This window comes from Bradyrhizobium sp. HKCCYLS2038 (genome assembly GCF_051167655.1).
Classification (GTDB): Bacteria; Pseudomonadota; Alphaproteobacteria; order Rhizobiales; family Xanthobacteraceae; genus Bradyrhizobium.
On the sequence record NZ_JBNPTM010000001.1, the window covers coordinates 1503654 to 1520634 of the forward strand.

Annotated in this window: 14 protein-coding genes; 10 read left to right on the plus strand and 4 right to left on the minus strand. The window is 65.2% G+C overall.

What is annotated here, in order from left to right:
* Positions 1 to 120 precede the first annotated feature (120 nt).
* Both ACQR1I_RS06475 and ACQR1I_RS06480 read left to right on the plus strand, forming a co-directional pair.
* The gene (locus ACQR1I_RS06475; RefSeq protein ID WP_434867464.1) at positions 121 to 774 is read left to right on the plus strand and encodes a glutathione S-transferase family protein; all 654 of its coding nucleotides are present in this window, start codon (positions 121 to 123) and stop codon (positions 772 to 774) included.
* A 306-nt stretch (positions 775 to 1080) separates the two neighbouring features.
* Entirely contained in the window at positions 1081 to 1515 is a 435-nt protein-coding gene (locus ACQR1I_RS06480; protein ID WP_434867463.1) for a cupin domain-containing protein, read from the plus strand.
* Between the two features lie 449 nt (positions 1516 to 1964).
* On the opposite strand, the gene ACQR1I_RS06485 is transcribed toward ACQR1I_RS06480, so the two are convergent.
* On the minus strand, positions 1965 to 2246 hold the full coding sequence (locus ACQR1I_RS06485; protein WP_434867462.1) for a hypothetical protein: 282 nt from the start codon (positions 2244 to 2246) through the stop codon (positions 1965 to 1967).
* Positions 2247 to 2381: 135 nt separating this feature from the next.
* On the opposite strand from ACQR1I_RS06485, the gene ACQR1I_RS06490 reads away from it, so the two are divergent.
* The 5 genes from ACQR1I_RS06490 to ACQR1I_RS06510 all read left to right on the plus strand — a co-directional run bounded on the left by ACQR1I_RS06490 (position 2382) and on the right by ACQR1I_RS06510 (position 7186).
* Complete coding sequence (locus tag ACQR1I_RS06490; protein ID WP_434867913.1) at positions 2382 to 2744, plus strand: hypothetical protein; 363 nt, start codon at positions 2382 to 2384, stop codon at positions 2742 to 2744.
* Between the two features lie 78 nt (positions 2745 to 2822).
* On the plus strand, positions 2823 to 3662 hold the full coding sequence (locus ACQR1I_RS06495) for a GyrI-like domain-containing protein (protein ID WP_434867461.1): 840 nt from the start codon (positions 2823 to 2825) through the stop codon (positions 3660 to 3662).
* 164 nt (positions 3663 to 3826) lie between these two features.
* Positions 3827 to 4753 carry an SMP-30/gluconolactonase/LRE family protein gene (locus ACQR1I_RS06500; protein WP_434867460.1) on the plus strand — a complete coding sequence of 309 codons (927 nt, stop codon included), beginning with the start codon at positions 3827 to 3829 and terminating at the stop codon, positions 4751 to 4753.
* Between the two features lie 145 nt (positions 4754 to 4898).
* On the plus strand, positions 4899 to 5492 hold the full coding sequence (locus ACQR1I_RS06505) for a GNAT family N-acetyltransferase (RefSeq protein WP_434867459.1): 594 nt from the start codon (positions 4899 to 4901) through the stop codon (positions 5490 to 5492).
* Between the two features lie 59 nt (positions 5493 to 5551).
* Positions 5552 to 7186, plus strand: coding sequence for a GMC family oxidoreductase (locus tag ACQR1I_RS06510; protein WP_434867458.1), 1635 nt, complete (start codon positions 5552 to 5554; stop codon positions 7184 to 7186).
* 432 nt (positions 7187 to 7618) lie between these two features.
* Here ACQR1I_RS06510 and ACQR1I_RS06515 read toward each other — a convergent pair whose 3' ends face one another.
* Positions 7619 to 8767 carry an ABC transporter substrate-binding protein gene (locus ACQR1I_RS06515; RefSeq protein ID WP_434867457.1) on the minus strand — a complete coding sequence of 383 codons (1149 nt, stop codon included), beginning with the start codon at positions 8765 to 8767 and terminating at the stop codon, positions 7619 to 7621.
* Positions 8768 to 8942: 175 nt separating this feature from the next.
* Here ACQR1I_RS06515 and ACQR1I_RS06520 point away from each other — a divergent pair, with 175 nt between their 5' ends.
* Both ACQR1I_RS06520 and ACQR1I_RS06525 read left to right on the plus strand, forming a co-directional pair.
* Complete coding sequence (locus tag ACQR1I_RS06520; RefSeq protein ID WP_434867456.1) at positions 8943 to 9734, plus strand: helix-turn-helix transcriptional regulator; 792 nt, start codon at positions 8943 to 8945, stop codon at positions 9732 to 9734.
* A 75-nt stretch (positions 9735 to 9809) separates the two neighbouring features.
* The gene (locus tag ACQR1I_RS06525; protein ID WP_434867455.1) at positions 9810 to 10988 is read left to right on the plus strand and encodes a cytochrome P450; all 1179 of its coding nucleotides are present in this window, start codon (positions 9810 to 9812) and stop codon (positions 10986 to 10988) included.
* 130 nt (positions 10989 to 11118) lie between these two features.
* On the opposite strand, the gene ACQR1I_RS06530 is transcribed toward ACQR1I_RS06525, so the two are convergent.
* On the minus strand, positions 11119 to 12798 hold the full coding sequence (locus tag ACQR1I_RS06530; protein ID WP_434867454.1) for a PAS domain-containing protein: 1680 nt from the start codon (positions 12796 to 12798) through the stop codon (positions 11119 to 11121).
* Between the two features lie 304 nt (positions 12799 to 13102).
* On the opposite strand from ACQR1I_RS06530, the gene ACQR1I_RS06535 reads away from it, so the two are divergent.
* Positions 13103 to 14230, plus strand: coding sequence for a PAS domain-containing protein (locus ACQR1I_RS06535; protein WP_434867453.1), 1128 nt, complete (start codon positions 13103 to 13105; stop codon positions 14228 to 14230).
* Between the two features lie 925 nt (positions 14231 to 15155).
* On the opposite strand, the gene ACQR1I_RS06540 is transcribed toward ACQR1I_RS06535, so the two are convergent.
* On the minus strand, positions 15156 to 16628 hold the full coding sequence (locus ACQR1I_RS06540) for an ATP-binding protein (protein ID WP_434871154.1): 1473 nt from the start codon (positions 16626 to 16628) through the stop codon (positions 15156 to 15158).
* Between the last annotated feature and the right edge of the window lie 353 nt (positions 16629 to 16981).

Below are 16981 nucleotides of genomic sequence, written 5' to 3' on the forward strand. Positions count from 1 at the left end.
CCTCAAAAACTGGCATGTCGCTTGCTGCGTGAAATCACTGGAGTATCGGGCTCCGGCGTCATCTCCGAACAATGCGGCCGGATCGGCGCTGAACGACAAGCGACAAGAGGGCAGGGCGACATGGCCAAAGCGACGTTGACCATCAGCAGCAAGAACTACTCGTCCTGGTCCTTGCGCGGCTGGCTGCTCGCCAAATTCGCGGGGCTCGATTTCGACGAGGTGGTCGTCGGTCCCGATGATGCCTCCGCGCGGGCCGAGATCCTGCTGTTGTCGTCCTCGATCCTGGTGCCGTGCCTGCGGCACGACGGCGCCACCATCTGGGATACGCTGGCCATTGCCGAATATCTCAACGAGACCTTTCCGGACGCCGGCCTGCTGCCGGCCGACCGCATCCAGCGCGCGCATTGCCGCTCGATCTCGGGTGAAATCCATTCCGGCTTCACCACGTTGCGCGCCTCGCTGCCGGTGAATCTGAAGGGGCATTTCCCGGGCTTCAAGGTCTGGACTCGGGCGCAGGCCGATATCGACCGCATCTGGGCGATCTGGCGCGACTGCCTGGAGAAGTCGGGCGGCCCCTTCCTGTTCGGACAACGCGGCATGGCCGACGCGATGTACGCGCCGGTTGTGACGCGCTTCGTCACCTACGACGTGAAGCTGGATCCGCAGCTCGACGCCTATGCCAAGCTGATCATGGCCATGCCCGAGATGCGCGAGTGGATCGAGGCGGCCCGGGCGGAGCCCGAGGAGATCGAGGAGCTCGAGGTCGAGTACTAGCCCGTCATCAGCGACGGCTCACGGGCGGGGCAGACTCTGCACAATTTAGAGCCGGACTCGCGGCTGACCAGGCGGCGGCCGTGGCGCGCGTGCGGGCTGGAGCCGATCTTGCAACGCACGCAAAACTTCGTTGTTACCAAGTGCTTCGCGGCATGACGTGCAGCAATGGAGGGTGATTCCTGCACGCGACGCTGCGCGTGGCGTGGTTCTCGCATGGCACAATCCGCTTTCGGGCGAGGTGGCCGTTGCGGCCGATCGTGGGTCTCAACGGCTGCCGCTGCCGCGAATCAACCGGTGGAGGCCGTGATGAACCAGCATGCCGCAGTGACCAAGTTCTCGCATACCAAGCCCGAGGATACCGACTACAAGGGAGGAGGCCTGCGCGACTTCTTCCTCTATCGCGATCTCGGCATCGCCGACGCCACCGGCGGCCAGGTGATCTGCCATCTGGTCAAGGCCAATCCCGATTGTCCGCCCGTCGACGGCACCGGCTGGCATCGGCACGATTGCGACTTCCAGATCGTCATCATGATGAAGGGCTGGGCGCGCTTCATGTACGAGGACAAGCCGACCCTGGTGAAGGCCGGCGACGTCGTGCACCAGCGGCCGGGCATCGTTCACTACCTCTACGATTATTCGCCCGACATGGAATACATGGAGATCGTCAGCCCGGCCGATTTCAAGACAGTCGAAATGCCTCCGGCGACGGACAATGTGCCGCCGGTCACGCCGTGGACCTGAGCGGTCGCGCCGCTCTCTCGCGTTAACCTCTGCCATCCGGTCGCGTCGTGCGGCCGGATGCTTCGCTTCATCATCTGGTGGGTCTCGCCGCCGGATGTCCATATCTCGCCGTGAACGGGATTCGTACAGCGCGCGCCGGCTGATTCGGGCGTGATTCGTTCCCGCCGCGTTCCGAGAATTAAGACGCCCCAGGTGCGGCGTCACATTTTGAAACATTCCGCATGCGCAGCGGCGGCTCCTCCTCGTTCAAGGAGCCGACGCTCTCGATGCGCTGCGGATGTGGGGACCAGGTGCCGTCGATCTGGAAAGATTTGTTTCGGCAATGGTCATCGGCGTGCTGCTGATGACGGTCGCGTCGTGAATGGCTGATCTTCTCTGTTCACGACGTCGACTTCCGGCAGGACCGGCCCTGAGGCGAGGCCCAGGGCGATCCGTCCGGCGCGATACGATCAATAAGACGAGGCAGGCGAGGTGCGAACGGAAGCGAAGGCCGGCTGCGCGCGCCGCCCATTGCGTTCTTCGAAGCGTGCGCGCGGCAGGCGCCAGCCGATCACGGTGGCCTCGATCGCGCCGCCGGATTCCTTGTTGTGCCATTTGCCGTCGACGTAGAAGCAGGGGAACGGCAGCTGATAGGTGCCGCTGTGATCCTCGCACAGCACCTCCACGACCTGTCCCGGCGGCGGTTCGCCGCTGCCGTCGAATTGCGCCAGCCGTTTTTCGCGCGTAGCCATTCTGTGCATCTCCCTGAAAACGGGTCTGAGCGGCGAACCACAATGCGCGAATGAGGTCTCAGTATGGTATCATTCAGGAAACGGTGCCAGTTCCACGCAAAATCATGTGTTTGGCGAGCCAATGAGGAAATTGTGATGAGATGTTTGCTTGCCGTATCTGTGCTGACAATGTGGTGTGTGAGTTACGTTGCATATGCGCAGGATATTCCGGGCATCGAAATCTGCACGGCAGAAAAGGCCATGGATCGCCGGACATCCTGTCTGCAAAGCAACATCGATTTCCTGCAGAAGACGATGTCGAAGCAGGCGCTCGATCATCAGCAGAAGCTCGACGCCGCGAATCGCCAGATCCAGGCGCTGAAGGCCGCGCTCATCGCGCAGCAGGGCGCGATCGAAGAATTGAAGGCATCGCAGGCGAAGCTCGCCGACGACATGAAGAAGAAGCCCGATGCGCCGGCCGCGAAGGAGACGGTGCCGGCGAAGCCGGACAGCAAATAAGCCGGCGCGCAGCGCAACAACGATCAAGCAGCCGAGGCTGCGATCGCGCAGGCTAGGCCGCTTCGTCAGGAGACCCGCGTGTCCACCAATCCCGCGCAGAAGGCGCTCTGGTTCATCGAGAGTCATCTGTCGGCGCCGCTGTCGCTCGACGACATCGCTGAGATCGCGGGGGTGTCGCGCTTTCACATCGTCCGCGCCTTCGCAGCCGCGACCGGCGTGTCGGTGATGCGCTATGTCAGGCTGCGCCGTCTCAGCGAGGCGGCACGGGCTCTGGCCGGCGGTGCGCCGGACATTCTCAGTCTGGCGCTGGAGGCGGATTACGGCTCCCACGAAGCGTTCACGCGCGCGTTTCGCGATCAGTTCGGCGTCACGCCGGAATCCGTGCGCAGCAACGCGCGTCTCGATGGCATCGTTTTGCAGGAGCCGATCCTGATGGACCAGACCCCGCTCGACAGTCTCGCCGCGCCACGCTTCGTCACCGCCGAGCCGCTTCTCGTCGCCGGAGTGGGCGAGCGCGTCAGTGTCGACAACGGCGCGGGCATTCCCGCGCTGTGGCGCCGCTTCCACGAGGTCGTGCACGACATCCCGGCCCGTCGTGGCGCGCTGGCCTATGGCGTCTGCTGCAACGGCGATGATGCCGGCAATTTCGATTACATCGCTGGTGTCGAGGTGGCCGAGTTTTCCGACCTGCCGCGCGCCTTCGGCCGCGTCCGGGTTCCGGCGGCGACCTTCGCCGTATTCACCCATGCCGGCCACATCTCGTCGATTCGCCGCACCGTGCATACGATCTGGAATCGCTGGCTGCCGCAGTCGGGCCATGAGGTCGCCGACGCGCCGAACTTCGAGCGCTACGATCAAAGGTTCGATCCGCTGACCGGCAATGGCGGCTTGGAAATCTGGCTGCCGATCGTCCGCTGAACACCTGCGACTTGTGTAGACACGCTGCGAGCATCTCCCGCAGCAAGGCTGCTCTGCGGTCCTGCGCCCGGCCGCTTGCTTGGCAAGCGGCGCGGGCTTTGCGATAACGTCCCGCACAACAACAACGCGCCGCATTGCGGCGTGGCCAGCGGGAGGTTCGTCCGATGTCCAACATGCGCGTGCTCGCCACCGATCTCGAATTTCCGGAAGGGCCGGTGGTGATGCCCGACGGCTCGGTTGTGCTGGTCGAAATCCGCGGCCGCCGCCTGACGCGGGTGTTTTTCGACGGCCGCAAGGAGATCGTGGCGCAGATCCCGGGCGGGCCGAACGGCGCGGCGCTGGGGCCGGACGGCAAGATCTACATCTGCAACAATGGCGGCTTCTCCTGGATCCCGACTGGCAAGATGATCATGCCGGGTCCGCAGCCCGAGGACTATCTCGGCGGCTCGATCCAGCGCGTCGATCTGCAGAACGGCAAGGTCGAGACGGTCGTCACGCGCTGCGGCGAGCACGAGTTGCGCGGGCCCAATGATCTCGTGTTCGACCGCCACGGCGGCCTGTGGTTCTCCGATCTCGGCAAGCGCCGCGCCCGCGACATGGACGTCGGCGCGTTCTACTATCTCAAGCCTGACATGAGCGAGATCGTCGAGGCCGTGCACGGCATCCTGCCGGCCAATGGCATCGGCCTGTCGCCGGACGAAAAGACCGTCTACATCGCGGAGACGCCGACGGCACGGCTCTGGGCCTACGATGTCGCCGAGCCCGGCACGGTCAAGCCGCGCGAGGTGATCTATCGCGGCGAGCGCGGACGGCCGATCTGCGGCCTCGGCGGCTACCAGATGTTCGATTCGCTGGCGGTCGAGGCCAACGGCAATGTCTGCGTCGCGACCCTGATCTCGGGCTGCATCAGCGTGATCGCGCCCGATGGCACGCTGGTCGAGCAGGTGCCGACCGGCGATCGCGTCACCACCAACATCGCCTTCGGCGGGCCGGAGCTGAAGACGGCCTACATTACGCTGTCGGGCAGGGGCGAACTGGTCGCAATGGACTGGCCGCGGCCGGGCCTGCCGCTGAATTTTCTGAACAAGTGACGTTCGGCATGATAGTTCCGTCATTGCGAGCGTCAGCGAAGCAATCCAGTGCGGCATGCGCCGCTATGGATTGCTTCCGCCGTCGCCCTTCGGGCTATGGCGGACAAGTCGTCGCTTGCGCTCCTCGCAATGACGGAATCCGCTGATGGCCTTTCTCGAACCGGTCTCCCTTCGCGGCGCGCACGCCAGCCTGGTGCCGCTGTCGCCTGACCACCACGACGCGCTGGTCGAGGCCGTCCGCGACGGCGAATTGTGGAACCTGTGGTACACCGCGGTTCCGAAACCCGAGACCATGGCCAAGGAGATCGACCGCCGGCTCGGCCTGTTCACGGCCGGCAGCATGCTGCCGTTCACGGTGCTCGATGCCGACGGCAAGGTCGCCGGCATGACCACCTACATGAACGTCGATGCCGCCAACCGCCGCGTCGAGATCGGCTCGACCTGGTATGCGAAGCGCGTGCAGCGCAGCGCGCTCAATACGCAGTGCAAGCGACTGCTGCTGGCGCAGGCCTTCGAGGCGATGGACTGCATCGCGGTCGAATTCCGCACCCACTTCTTCAACCATCAGAGCCGCCGCGCCATCGAGCGGCTCGGCGCCAAGCAGGACGGCATTCTGCGCAGCCACCAGATCGCGCCGAACGGCACGCTGCGCGATACGGTCGTCTACAGCATCACGGCCGCGGAGTGGCCGACGGTGCGGGCGCATCTCGACTACCAATTGAACGACAAGCCGCGCTGATCGCGCTAACGCCGCCTTGCCGCGCCACGCGGCAGGCCTGACGAGACCGGGACGACGAGATGGATACGTTCGATTATGTGATCGTGGGCGCCGGCTCTGCCGGCTGCGTGGTCGCCAGCCGCCTCAGCGAGGATCCGTCGATGACGGTGTGCGTGCTGGAGGCGGGGCCGCGCGACTGGCACCCGTACATCCATCTCCCGGCCGGCTTCATCAAGACCTTCTACATGAAGAGCATCAATTGGGGCTACCAGCAGGAGCCGGGGCCCTATACCAACGGGCGCAGCATCTATGCGCCGCGCGGCAAGACGCTCGGCGGCTCGTCCTCGATCAACGGCCACGTCTACAACCGCGGGCAGCATCAGGACTTCGACACCTGGGCGCAGATGGGCAATCGCGGCTGGAGCTATTCCGATGTGCTGCCGCACTTCCGGCGCATGGAGAAGCGCATCGGCGCCGGCGACGAGCAGTATCGCGGCCGCGACGGCAACCTTCATGTCACCACCATGGAGTGGAAGGACACGCTGTGCGAGGCCTTCATGGACGGTGCCATGTCGCTCGGCATCCCGCGCAATCCCGACTACAACGGCGCCATCCAGGAAGGCGTCTCCTACGTCCAGCGTACCATCCAGAACGGCCGCCGCGTCTCCTCGGCGACAGCCTTCCTGAAGCCCGCCAGCAAGCGGCCGAATGTCGAGGTCCGCACCAACGCCCATGCCACGGGCATCATGCTGGAGGGCAAGCGCGCGGTCGGCGTGCGCTATAGCCGGGGCGGACGCGGCGGCGTGCCGGTCGAGGTGCGCGCGCGCAAGGAGGTGATCCTCTCGGGCGGCACCTACAACTCGCCGCAGCTGTTGCAGCTCTCCGGCATCGGCGCGCCCGAGCTGTTGCAGGAGCATGGCATCGAGGTCCGACACGCGCTGCCAAGCGTCGGCGAGGGCCTGCAGGACCACTACGCGCCGCGCACAGTGGCGCGCGTCAAGAACATCAAGACCATCAACGAGCTCGCGCGCGGCCTCAATCTGTGGGGCGAGGCACTGAAATGGGCGGTGACGCGGAAGGGCATCCTGTCGCTGTCGCCGACCATGGTGTACTGCTTCTGGCATTCCGGCGAGACCGCCGAGCGTTCCGATCTGCAGCTCACCTTCACGCCGGCAAGCTACAAGGAGGGCGTGCAGGGCCAGCTCGAGGATGAGCCCGGCATGACGGTGGCATCGTGGCAACAGCGGCCGGAGAGCCGCGGCTACGTCCGCATCCGCTCCGCCGATCCCTTTGCGCCGCCGCTGATCCAGACCAACTATCTCACCGCCGAACTCGACCGCCGCGTCATCGTCGCCGGCATGAAGCTCGCGCGTCGCCTCCTGGCCTCGGCGCCGCTGGCGCCGTACTACGCCTACGAGGACTTTCCGGGCCCCAAGGTGAACAGCGACGACGAATTCCTCGCCGCCGCCATCCAGCGCGCCACCACCACCTTCCACCCCGGCTGCTCCTGCCGCATGGGCCCGGCGGATTCGACCTGGGCCACCGTCGACGACCAGCTCCGCGTCCACGGTTTGCAGGGCCTGCGCGTCGCTGATGCTTCCATCATGCCGCGTATGATCTCGGCGAACCTCAATGCCGCAACGCTGATGATCGGCGACAAGGCGGCGGATCTGATCTTGGGCAAGGCGGCGGCGGTTGACAGCGTGCCGGCGTGACACTGCGTCGCGAGAGAGGGGAGCTCTGAGGCCAAGCGCGCGCCGCGACGGCTGTGCGCTCCCCTCCCCCTTGCGGGGAGGGGTCGGGGGTGGGCGTCTCCGGGCGCTGAACGGCGTAGGATGCACCGGGGCGTCAACTGAGCTAACTACACGTCCTGCCTCCGTCGGCGTTCTCGATCGACATGACCCGTCATTGCGAGGAGCGACGCGACAAAGCAATCCAGGGCCGGGCGAACGGCCCTGGATTGCGTCGCTTCGCTCGCAATGACGCGGTGAGGCCGTTCGACTCGCGCGGGCCACTGCGTCCGCAGCCGCGCTCAGCTCTCATCACTTGCTGCGGGACTCGTGGACCCCCAACCCCCGACCCCTCCCCGCAAGGGGGAGGGGAGGAAACTGGCTGCTTGGCAGTCGGGCGTGACACGCGCAGCCTTGCTACTTCACCAGCCTGAATCTCCCACCCTCGACCTTGATCAGAAACGCCGAGCGCTCGTCGTAGCCGTTGTGGTTGGTGGGGCTCATGGTGGACAGGCCGTTGTTGAGATAGACGTCCTTGCCGCGCTCTAGCTCGTCGCGCAGCGCGGCGCGGAATTCTGGCGTGCCGGGCTTGGCGGCCTTCAGCGCGCCGGGGATCGCGCCTTTCAGCAACGTGGCCGTGTCCCACAGATGCGCGGCAAAGATGTTCGGCTTGTCGCCATTGGCGGCCTGGTAGGCCGAGACGAAGGCGTCGTTGGCGCGGCGGAACGGATCCTCGGCTGCGAGATCGTCGGCGATCGAGAACGCCTCGCCGGCGAAGATCGCGCCTTCGACGTTCTCCTTGCCGAGCTTGATGAACTCCTGCGTCGCCACGCCGTGGGTCTGGAAGATCTTGCCGGCATAGCCGCGCTCGCGCAGCGCCTGCTGCGGCAGCACGGCGGGCGTGCCGGCGGAGGCGATGAACACCGCGTCCGGATTGGTGGCGATCACCTTCAGCGCCTGGCCGGTTACGCTGGTGTCGCCGCGCGCATAGACCTCGTGGGTCGTCACGGTGATGCCGAGCGTCGGCGCCAGCTTGCTGACCTCCTGATAGTAGCCCTCGCCATAGCCGTCGGACACGCCGATGAAGCCGAGCGTCTTCACGCCCGTCCTGGCGATGTATTTCAGCATCGCCGCGGCCATGATGTCGTCGTTGGGCACCACCTTGAACGCCCATTTGCGCTTGTCGTCCATCGGTTGCACGATCGCCGTCGATGCCGCGAGCGACAGCAGCGGCGTCCGGCTCTCCAGCGCGACGTCGAGCATCGGCATCGTGACCGGCGTCAAGGATGAGCCGATGATGACGTCGACGCCGTCCTGGATCACCAGGCGTCGCGCATTCTGCAGGCCCTTGACGCTGTCGGACTCGTCGTCGAGCGCGATGTAGACGATCTTCTCGCCGCCGATCTCCTTCGGCAGCGCCGCCACCGCCTTGATCTGCGGCTGCCCGAGCGCCGACCCCGGCCCGGTTGCGGACACCACGATACCGACCTTGATGTCGGCTCGCGCCGCCGGCATGGCGAGCGCCATCGTCGCAGCCAAGCCGAGCACAGTCAGAGCGGCTCTCATCGCAGTTCCTCCCCGTCGAGCGTGTCCGGCGCGTTAATCGGCCGAGACTTCGAGCCGGGGAGAATAGTGTGGCGGGCGGCCGGCGTCTGTCCCCGTGGTTGGTGACGCCGTGCCGCCTTCCAGGCCTGCGCCGTTGCTGCTAGGCTTTGCAAAACAGACCATCCGGGAGGAACGCATGGAGGCCTCGAGGCCAGGCGTCGATGCGACCGGCGCCGTCAGCGCCATGGTGCTCGCCATCGGCAAGCCTTCGTTTCCGCACGTCCTGATCGACACGCTGCGCGCCGTCGCCGATGTCGGCCACTGCATGGTGTTCACCTTCGAGGACCAGCGCTCCGCGCGCTGTCTGCTCAGCACGGGAAACATTCCGATCGGCCCCGACCTCGGCGCTGCCTATTCAGAGCATTTCCACACCGCCGACCCGAACCGCGAGGTGATCTTCCGCGAGCGCGCGGAGTCCCGTCACATCCTGCTGCCGCACTTCGCGCGCCGGATGTATCCGAAGGGCTATCGCAAGCTGTTCTTCGAAGACTCCGAGATCGTCGACAAGGCGGCGACCGCGATCTGGGTCGGTGATCACTGCACCTATGTGAACTTCTATCGCACGGTCGCTCAGGGCGGCTTTACGCCCGGCCAGCGGCAGCGCATCACGGCGGTCGCCCCGGTCGTTGCCGCCATCGTCGCGCGGCATTGCCAGGAGCAGACGGCCGCCACGGACCCGGCCGACAAGCTCGCGCTGCTGTTCGTGGCCGGCGGCCCGCTGTCGGTGCTGACGGCGCGCGAGAAGGATGTCTGCCGCCGCATCCTCGAGGGCTTCAGCTCGGAGGCGATCGCGGGCGATCTCGGCATCGCGCTGAACTCGGTCTTCACCTATCGCAAGCGCGCCTATGAGAAGCTCGGCATCGCCTCGCAGAACGAGCTGTTCGCGATCGCGCTGCGGCTGATGGCGGCGCCGCGCCCGCTGAATTGAGTGCTGTCACCCATCACCGGGACAGACGCGGCCAGCGCGTGCAGCTAGCCTGCGCCGTCTGACCGGAGACCGAACGTGAGCACCGCACCGCATTTCGACGTCGATCCCGCCGCGTTCTGGGCCGATCCCTACCCGGCGCTCGCGCGGATGCGCAAGGAGGCGCCGATCGCGTTCGTGCCGCAGCTCGGCAGCACCTTGCTGTGCCGGCGCGACGACATCTTCGTCTCCGAGAAGCAGATCGAGGTGTTCAGCTCGCACCAGCCGCAGGGGCTGATGAACCGGCTGATGGGCCACAACATGATGCGCAAGGATGGCGCGGCGCACATGGCAGAGCGGCAGGCGATCGCGCCGGCGGTGTCGCCGCGCGCGGTGCGCGTGCACTGGCTGGCGCAGTTCCAGGCGCATGCCGACCGGCTGATCGATGCGCTCGACCCGGCCGCCAATGTCGACCTCGTGCGCGATTTCGCGCTGCCGTTCTCAGCCGAATGCCTCAAGCTGATCACCGGCCTCACCAACATGCGCTTCCAGGACATGAACGCATGGTCGCAGGCGATGATCGACGGCATCGCCAACTACACCGGCGATGCCGCGGTCGAGGCGCGCTGCAATTCCGCGACCTCCGGCATCGACGCCGCGATCGACGATATGCTGCCGGTGCTGGAGAACAGCCCGAACCAGAGCCTGCTGGGCGTGATGCTCGCAAGCGGGATGCCGATGGACAGTATCCGCGCCAACATCAAGCTCGCGATCTCGGGCGGCCAGAACGAGCCCCGCGATGCGATCGCCGGCACGGTGTGGGCGCTGCTGACGCATCCCGAGCAGCTCGCGCCGGCGATCAACGGCGAAATTCGCTGGCTGCAGGTGTTCGAGGAATATGCCCGCTGGATTTCGCCGATCGGCATGTCGCCGCGTCGCATCGCGCGGCCATGGACCATCCGCGATGTCGCGTTCGAGCCGGAGGAGCGGGTGTTCCTGATGTTCGGCTCCGCCAACCGCGATGAGGCGCATTTCGCCGATCCCGAGCGCTTCGACATCCGCCGCGATGTCTCCAAGAGCATCGCCTTCGGTGCCGGCCCGCATTTCTGCGCCGGCGCCTGGGCCTCGCGCGCGATGATCGCCGACGTCGCGCTGCCGACGCTGTTCGCCCGGCTGCAAAACCTGCGGCTGCGCGACGATCAGCCCGCGCGCATCGGTGGCTGGGCCTTCCGCGGGCTGCTCGACCTGCCGGTCGCGTGGGACGCGACGCGGCGCTGATGTCCTAATTCACGGGCACGGGCAGCAAGACGGCGCCGATCGTGCGTAGCCGAACTGGCCGATGATCACGCCCGGATCGTGTGAGCCAAGCCGATCGTCCAGCCGCCAGACGCCTCATCGCCGCCGAAACCTAGGCCCGCCCGGCGGAAATTGCCTGCGCTTCCGCGGCGGCCCGTTGCATGCTGGACGACATCTCGCCGGTGACGGTGCTTTGCTCCTCCACCGCGGCGGCTGTCGAGGTGACGTATTCGCTGACGTTCTGGATCTCGGCCTTGATCGCGCTCAGCGCGTTCACCACCTCGGTCGAGATCTCGTTGAGGCCGGAAATTTCCATGCCGATCTTGTCGGTGGCGGCCTTGGCCTGATTGGCGAGGTTCTTCACCTCCGACGCCACCACGGCGAAGCCGCGGCCGGCATCGCCGGCGCGTGCCGATTCGATCGTGGCATTGAGCGCCAGCAGGTTGATCTGTCCGGTGATGTTGCTGATCATCTCGACGATGCCGCTCATCGCCTGGGTCGCATCGCTGAGGCGCTTGGCCTGCGAATCGGCCGAGGCGACGCGGTCGGCCGCACCCATCGCGGTCTCACGCGACTTCGTCATGGCTGCCGAGATCTCACGGACGGAGGCGTTCAACTCCTCGGAGCCTGCTGCGACCGACTCCATCATGCTGCGGACGCGCTCGTTGCCCATCCGCGCCAGAACCTGCTTGGTGATGTCGGTGGCGTATTTCACCACCTTGAACGGCTTGCCGTTGAGGTCGAGGATCGGATTGTAGGACGCCTGGATCCACACCTCGCGACCGCCCTTGCCGATGCGTTTGTATTCTGCCGCCTGATATTCGCCGCGGTTCAGCGCGGACCAGAAATCGCGATAGGCCTGACTTTCCCGCTCCGATGGATCGACGAACATCGAGTGATGACGGCCCTTGATCTCGGACAGCGAATAGCCGAGCGCGTGAAGGAAATTGTCGTTGGCGTCGATGATCGTGCCGTCGAGGTTGAAGGCGATGACGGCCTGCGATTTGCCGATCGCCGCGATCTGGCCGGCGAGATCGGCGTTCTTCAGCTTCTGGGCGGTCACGTCTGTGGCGAACTTGACCACCTTGAACGGCTTGCCTTTGTCATCGAACACCGGATTGTACGACGCCTGGATCCAGACCTCCTTGCCGCCTTTTCCGATCCGCTTGTATTCGGCGGCCTGGTACTCGCCGCGATTCAGCGCCGCCCAGAACTCGCGATAGGCCGGGCCGTTGCGCTCCTCCGGCGCGACGAACATGCTGTGATGCTTGCCCTGGATCTCCGCCAGGCTGTAGTCCAGCGCATGCAGGAAGTTGTCGTTGGCGGTGATGATCGTGCCGTCGAGATTGAACTCGATGACGGCCTGCGATCGGCCGATCGCATCGACCTGGGCGCGGTAGTCCAGATTCTGCAGGCGGATGCTCGCGTCTGACCATTCCACCACCGTGCCGGCACGACTTCCATCCGGGTTGCGCAGCGGCTGCGCGACCAGGTCGAAGGTCCATTTGCCGATCTTGATGGTCGCCCGGTGCTCGGAGGTGAGCGCCCGCAGCATATTGCGCTGGTGCGACGGGTCCTTGTGAAAGATGTCGATATTGGTGCCGATCAGGCCGTCGACACGGAAGTTCGGCAGTTGCTTCTTCAGGTCGGATTCCGCCTCGCGCAACAGTGCCGTCACTGCTTCGTTCATGTACACGATGTTGAGCTTGTCGTCCGCGACCATGACTTTCGCGGTGATCGCGTTCGTCGCCAGGGTGGCCAGGGTCTCGCTATGGGTCTTGCGGCCGAACATCGATGTCTCCTGATGAACGCGAATTCTGCTGCCGGCATCCCCCGATCGTTCGCGGGCGACACGGGAAACCGGCGCAAAGGCGCAGCTGAGTAAGAACCCCGTAAAATTCCGGGCTTCATTCAATTTAGCAGCACGCTAGTAAGATTTAGTTAGCCGGGATTCTGCAGTCCTGTTCCGATTCTGCAGAGTCCGAGAGTGCGCGTCGGCCCGACGCCCGAGGGCAACCGGGGATCAATTGTCCCAAATCAAGAACACGGCAGCGACGACTGCTAGGGTGAGTGGAGTCACAATTTCGGCCGCTGACATGCCAGAGAAGGACATTGTCGAGATCGTCGAGATGCCGCGGCTGTTTCTCGACAGCCTGGGCGTCGGCATCTCGATCGTGGACGTCGAGACCGGGCTGATCCGCTTCGCGAATGCCGAGTGCTGCCGGATCGTCGGCTACACGCTGGAACAGCTCAGGTCGGGCGGGATCAGCTTCCTCGACCTGACTTATCACGAAGATCGGGACAGCAACCGGGTGCAGCACGAAAAGCTGCTCGCCGGCGAGATCGACAGCTATCGCATCGACAAACGCTACGTGCGACAGGACGGGAGCATCGTCTGGGGGCGCGTGATCGTCAATCCGATCCACGACGCGGCGGGCCGCGTGAAATGGTTCTGCGCCGTCGTCGAAGACATCACCGCAACCAAGATCCTGGAGAGTCAGTTGGCTGCGGCGGAGAAGCTCGCCGGCCTTTCGACGTTCAATATCGTCATCGGCATGGATGAGCCCGCGCAGACTCCGGAAACGGCCTCATCGCTCAGCGATATGCTGAGCCTCGTGCACCCCGAGGACAAGGCCACGCTCGAGAAGACGATCCGCCGCGCCATCGCGAAGCGGACAGGATATACGTGCGACTACCGCGTCGTCGCGCAGGACGGCGCGACGCGCTGGGTCCGCGGCATGGGCAGTTGCGTCTACAGCCCGTCCGAAGGCCGCGTACATCTCGTCGGCTCGACCCTGGATCTGACCGCGAGCCGGCAGCACCAGGACGACGGCATGCCGGAGCCGATCCGCAACATGCTGAACTACATCGAAGCGAACTGGCAGCGGAAGATTTCGATCGAACAGCTCGCCGGGCAATTCGGCATCAGTCCCCGGACGGTCTACCAGTATTTCGCGAACAGCGGCATGTCGCTGGGCGAGAAGATCAAGCAGAACCGCATGCAGCATGCGCGCCGCATGCTGTGCGCTCCGGAGCCAGGCGATACGGTGATGTCGATCGCGTTGCGTTGCGGTTTCAACAACCCGGGTCATTTTGCCAAGGAGTATCGCAAGATCTACGGCGAGTCCCCGTCGGAAAGTCTGCGCGACGCGTCGCTGCCGGCTTGGCATCAGGAGACACCGCGTGCCCCGGTCTCTGACGTAGCGCGCCGCCGCGGCGATTGATGCAGGTTCAGGAATGGCCGACGAGCAATTTCCGCATGGATGGCATGTCTGAATTGCCCGTCGTGTTAGTTTGTCGCAGGCGTCGGCCTTGCCTCGTCGGGCAAATCAAGACGATGTTCTCGCTCAACCCGCCTCGAGCAGAGGGACGTACGCGTCGTCACGAACGTGAGGTGGGCTGCGATGGACGTGGCGGTTGCGCTTGACGAGCGCGGTCGACGCGGACGGAGAAGTCGTGTGGTCCTGGCCTCTCGACGCTGAGGTCTGCGCAACGTGCCGAAGGCGCGTTGTCGCAAAAATGGGGGCAAGACAGCCGATCCCCAGGGAGAGCACGAAGGACACCGTTAAAACCAGTCGCGCGGGGAAGGCCGGGATGTCCCAGCCGAACCTGTGGTACCTGCCGCCTGCATTTTCTTCTGCAGGCGGGCCATGGGGGCGGCAGGCTCCCGGCCTTCTCCGCGCCCTCTCGTTGTTTGGAGGGCGATGACGAATGCATCACCCGGGCACGACGTGTCGCGGGATGGCGATGCCGTGTGTCGTTCGGATGTCGCGTGTTGTTCGTCGAGGCTTCGTCGTTCGCCGCCTTCAGCTTGGTTGAGTCCAGGAATTGGGCAGCTGCCAACCCAACCCTCCGCCGTCATCCCGGACAAGCGCGCGGCACGCGCGCGCCGATCCGGGATCCATAACCACAGGGAGACATATGAGGCACGATGGCCGCTCCATCTCGCCCAGCCAAATTCTGCACGGCGTATGGATCCCGGGTCGGCGTCCACCAACGCTGTCGCGTTGGCGGCCTTGCCCGAGATGACACTTTTTGTGTAGTGGGCGGCGTTGGCAAACCGGGCGCATGCTTGTGGATGCCGACACCGCCAGCTACACCCTCACCGTCATCCCGGACCGGCGCGCCACGCGCGCACGGGCCACGGCCTCAGGCCTCGATCGCCGTTCTGATCATCCGCGCGAGATCGGCGCTGACATATGGCTTGGCGAGCAGCAGCACGTCGGCGTCGAGGCGGCCGTGATGGACGATGGCATTCTCGGTGTAGCCCGAGGTGTAGAGCACCTTCAGCCCGGGACGGCGCTTCTCGGCTTCGATGGCAAGCTGGCGGCCGTTCATGCCGCCGGGGATGATGACGTCGGTGAACAACAGGTCGATACGCTCCCGGCTGTCGATCAGCGCGAGACCCTCGGCGGCGTTGCTGGCGGACAAGGTGCGATAGCCGAGCCGGTGCACCTGCGTGACCACGTAGTCGCGCACCAGCGCATCATCCTCGACGATCAGGATGGTCTCGTCGCCGCGCGCCATGGCCGGTCGTCCACTGTTGGCGGCAGGCAATTCCGGCGCGCTCGCAGCGCGCGGCAGATAGAGCTTCACGGTGGTGCCGTGGCCTTCCTCGCTATAGATCTTGACGTGACCGTTGGACTGCTTGACGAAGCCATAGACCATGCTCAGTCCGAGGCCCGAGCCCTTGCCGACGTCCTTGGTGGTGAAGAACGGCTCGAACACCTTGTCGAGCAGCGCGGCGGCAATGCCCTGGCCGGTGTCGCTGACCGCGATCATGACGTAGCTCCCCGGCTTGGCCTCGCTATTGAGCTGGGCGTAGTCCTCGTCGAGGCTGACGTTCTTGGTCTCCAGCGTCAGCTTGCCGCCATCAGGCATCGCGTCGCGCGCGTTCAGCGCGAGATTGAGGATCGCGGTCGAGAGCTGGCTCGGATCGATCAGCGCCGGCGCGCTGTCATCGGCGAGCATCGACTCGATCTCGATCTGCTCGCCCAGGGTCGGACGCAGCAGGCGGGCTGCATCCACCACGAGGGTGTTGATGTCGGTGGCGCGCGGCTGCAGCGGCTGCCGGCGCGAGAAGGCGAGCAGGTGTCGTGTCAGGTCGGCGCCGCGCTCGGCGGCGGAGCTGATCATGTTGGCGATGCCGGCGAGCTGCGGCTTGTCCTTGACGGCGTCGGCGAGAATCTCGATCGTCCCGGTGATGACGGTCAGAATGTTGTTGAAGTCGTGCGCGACACCGCCGGTGAGCTGGCCGATCGCCTCCATCTTCTGCGCCTGCCGCACCTGGGCCTCACTGGCCTCGATCTCCTGGAATCGCCGCACCATCGCTTCGGCGGCGCGGCGCTGCCGGATCTCCTCCTCGAGTTGGGCGTAGGCTTTCTGCAGAGTGATGCGGGTCGGCAGCACCAAGAGCCGAGGCATGATCTTGAGCATGGTGGCGATGACGCTGAGCGCCATCAGCGCCTGAAGGACATCGATGGCAATCGTGAGCGACGGGACAGGGACCCAGAGATCGATCACCGACAGAAGCCAGCCAGTGCCGCCGATGATGACCCAGATCGCAAGCCCCGCCACGATTCCGCGAAACATCACGTCGCGCCAGCGCCGCCACAGGAACAGACCGATCACGAAGGCGATCGTGAAGAAGGCGCAGGCGATGATGGCGTGGGAGGCGGCCTGCAGCCAGATCAACTCCGTCGCGCCCAGCACGTCCACTGCCAGCGGTGTCAACCTCGGCATACTCAAAGCATCCTCAACAACGCAACACACCCAGCACGGGACCCACCGGCCCATCGCCGCCTCAAACCGACCGGATCATTCAGCTTTTCGGCCCCGACGCAAGGGCGCGGTAGCTCTATCGCCTTAGTTGTGCGACGTCGAAGTCATACCGAAAGGTTGATGCGAGCCTTGCTCGGCCGTTTCGTCAGCGTTGGTTGGCGGTCACCAACGCTTCGCGTTGGCAGTCTTGCCCG

Bases quoted from the DNA above. Each gene is read 5' to 3' on its own strand.
- ACQR1I_RS06490 (WP_434867913.1), top strand. From the start codon at position 2,382: ATGAGATGTTTGCTTGCCGTATCTGTGCTGACAATGTGGTGTGTGAGT.
- ACQR1I_RS06530 (WP_434867454.1), bottom strand. From the start codon at position 12,798: ATGTTCGGCCGCAAGACCCATAGCGAGACCCTGGCCACCCTGGCGACG.
- ACQR1I_RS06505 (WP_434867459.1), top strand. From the start codon at position 4,899: ATGGCCTTTCTCGAACCGGTCTCCCTTCGCGGCGCGCACGCCAGCCTG.
- ACQR1I_RS06510 (WP_434867458.1), top strand. From the start codon at position 5,552: ATGGATACGTTCGATTATGTGATCGTGGGCGCCGGCTCTGCCGGCTGC.
- ACQR1I_RS06520 (WP_434867456.1), top strand. From the start codon at position 8,943: ATGGAGGCCTCGAGGCCAGGCGTCGATGCGACCGGCGCCGTCAGCGCC.
- ACQR1I_RS06485 (WP_434867462.1), bottom strand. From the start codon at position 2,246: ATGGCTACGCGCGAAAAACGGCTGGCGCAATTCGACGGCAGCGGCGAA.
- ACQR1I_RS06475 (WP_434867464.1), top strand. From the start codon at position 121: ATGGCCAAAGCGACGTTGACCATCAGCAGCAAGAACTACTCGTCCTGG.
- ACQR1I_RS06515 (WP_434867457.1), bottom strand. From the start codon at position 8,767: ATGAGAGCCGCTCTGACTGTGCTCGGCTTGGCTGCGACGATGGCGCTC.
- ACQR1I_RS06480 (WP_434867463.1), top strand. From the start codon at position 1,081: ATGAACCAGCATGCCGCAGTGACCAAGTTCTCGCATACCAAGCCCGAG.
- ACQR1I_RS06535 (WP_434867453.1), top strand. From the start codon at position 13,103: ATGCCAGAGAAGGACATTGTCGAGATCGTCGAGATGCCGCGGCTGTTT.
- ACQR1I_RS06500 (WP_434867460.1), top strand. From the start codon at position 3,827: ATGTCCAACATGCGCGTGCTCGCCACCGATCTCGAATTTCCGGAAGGG.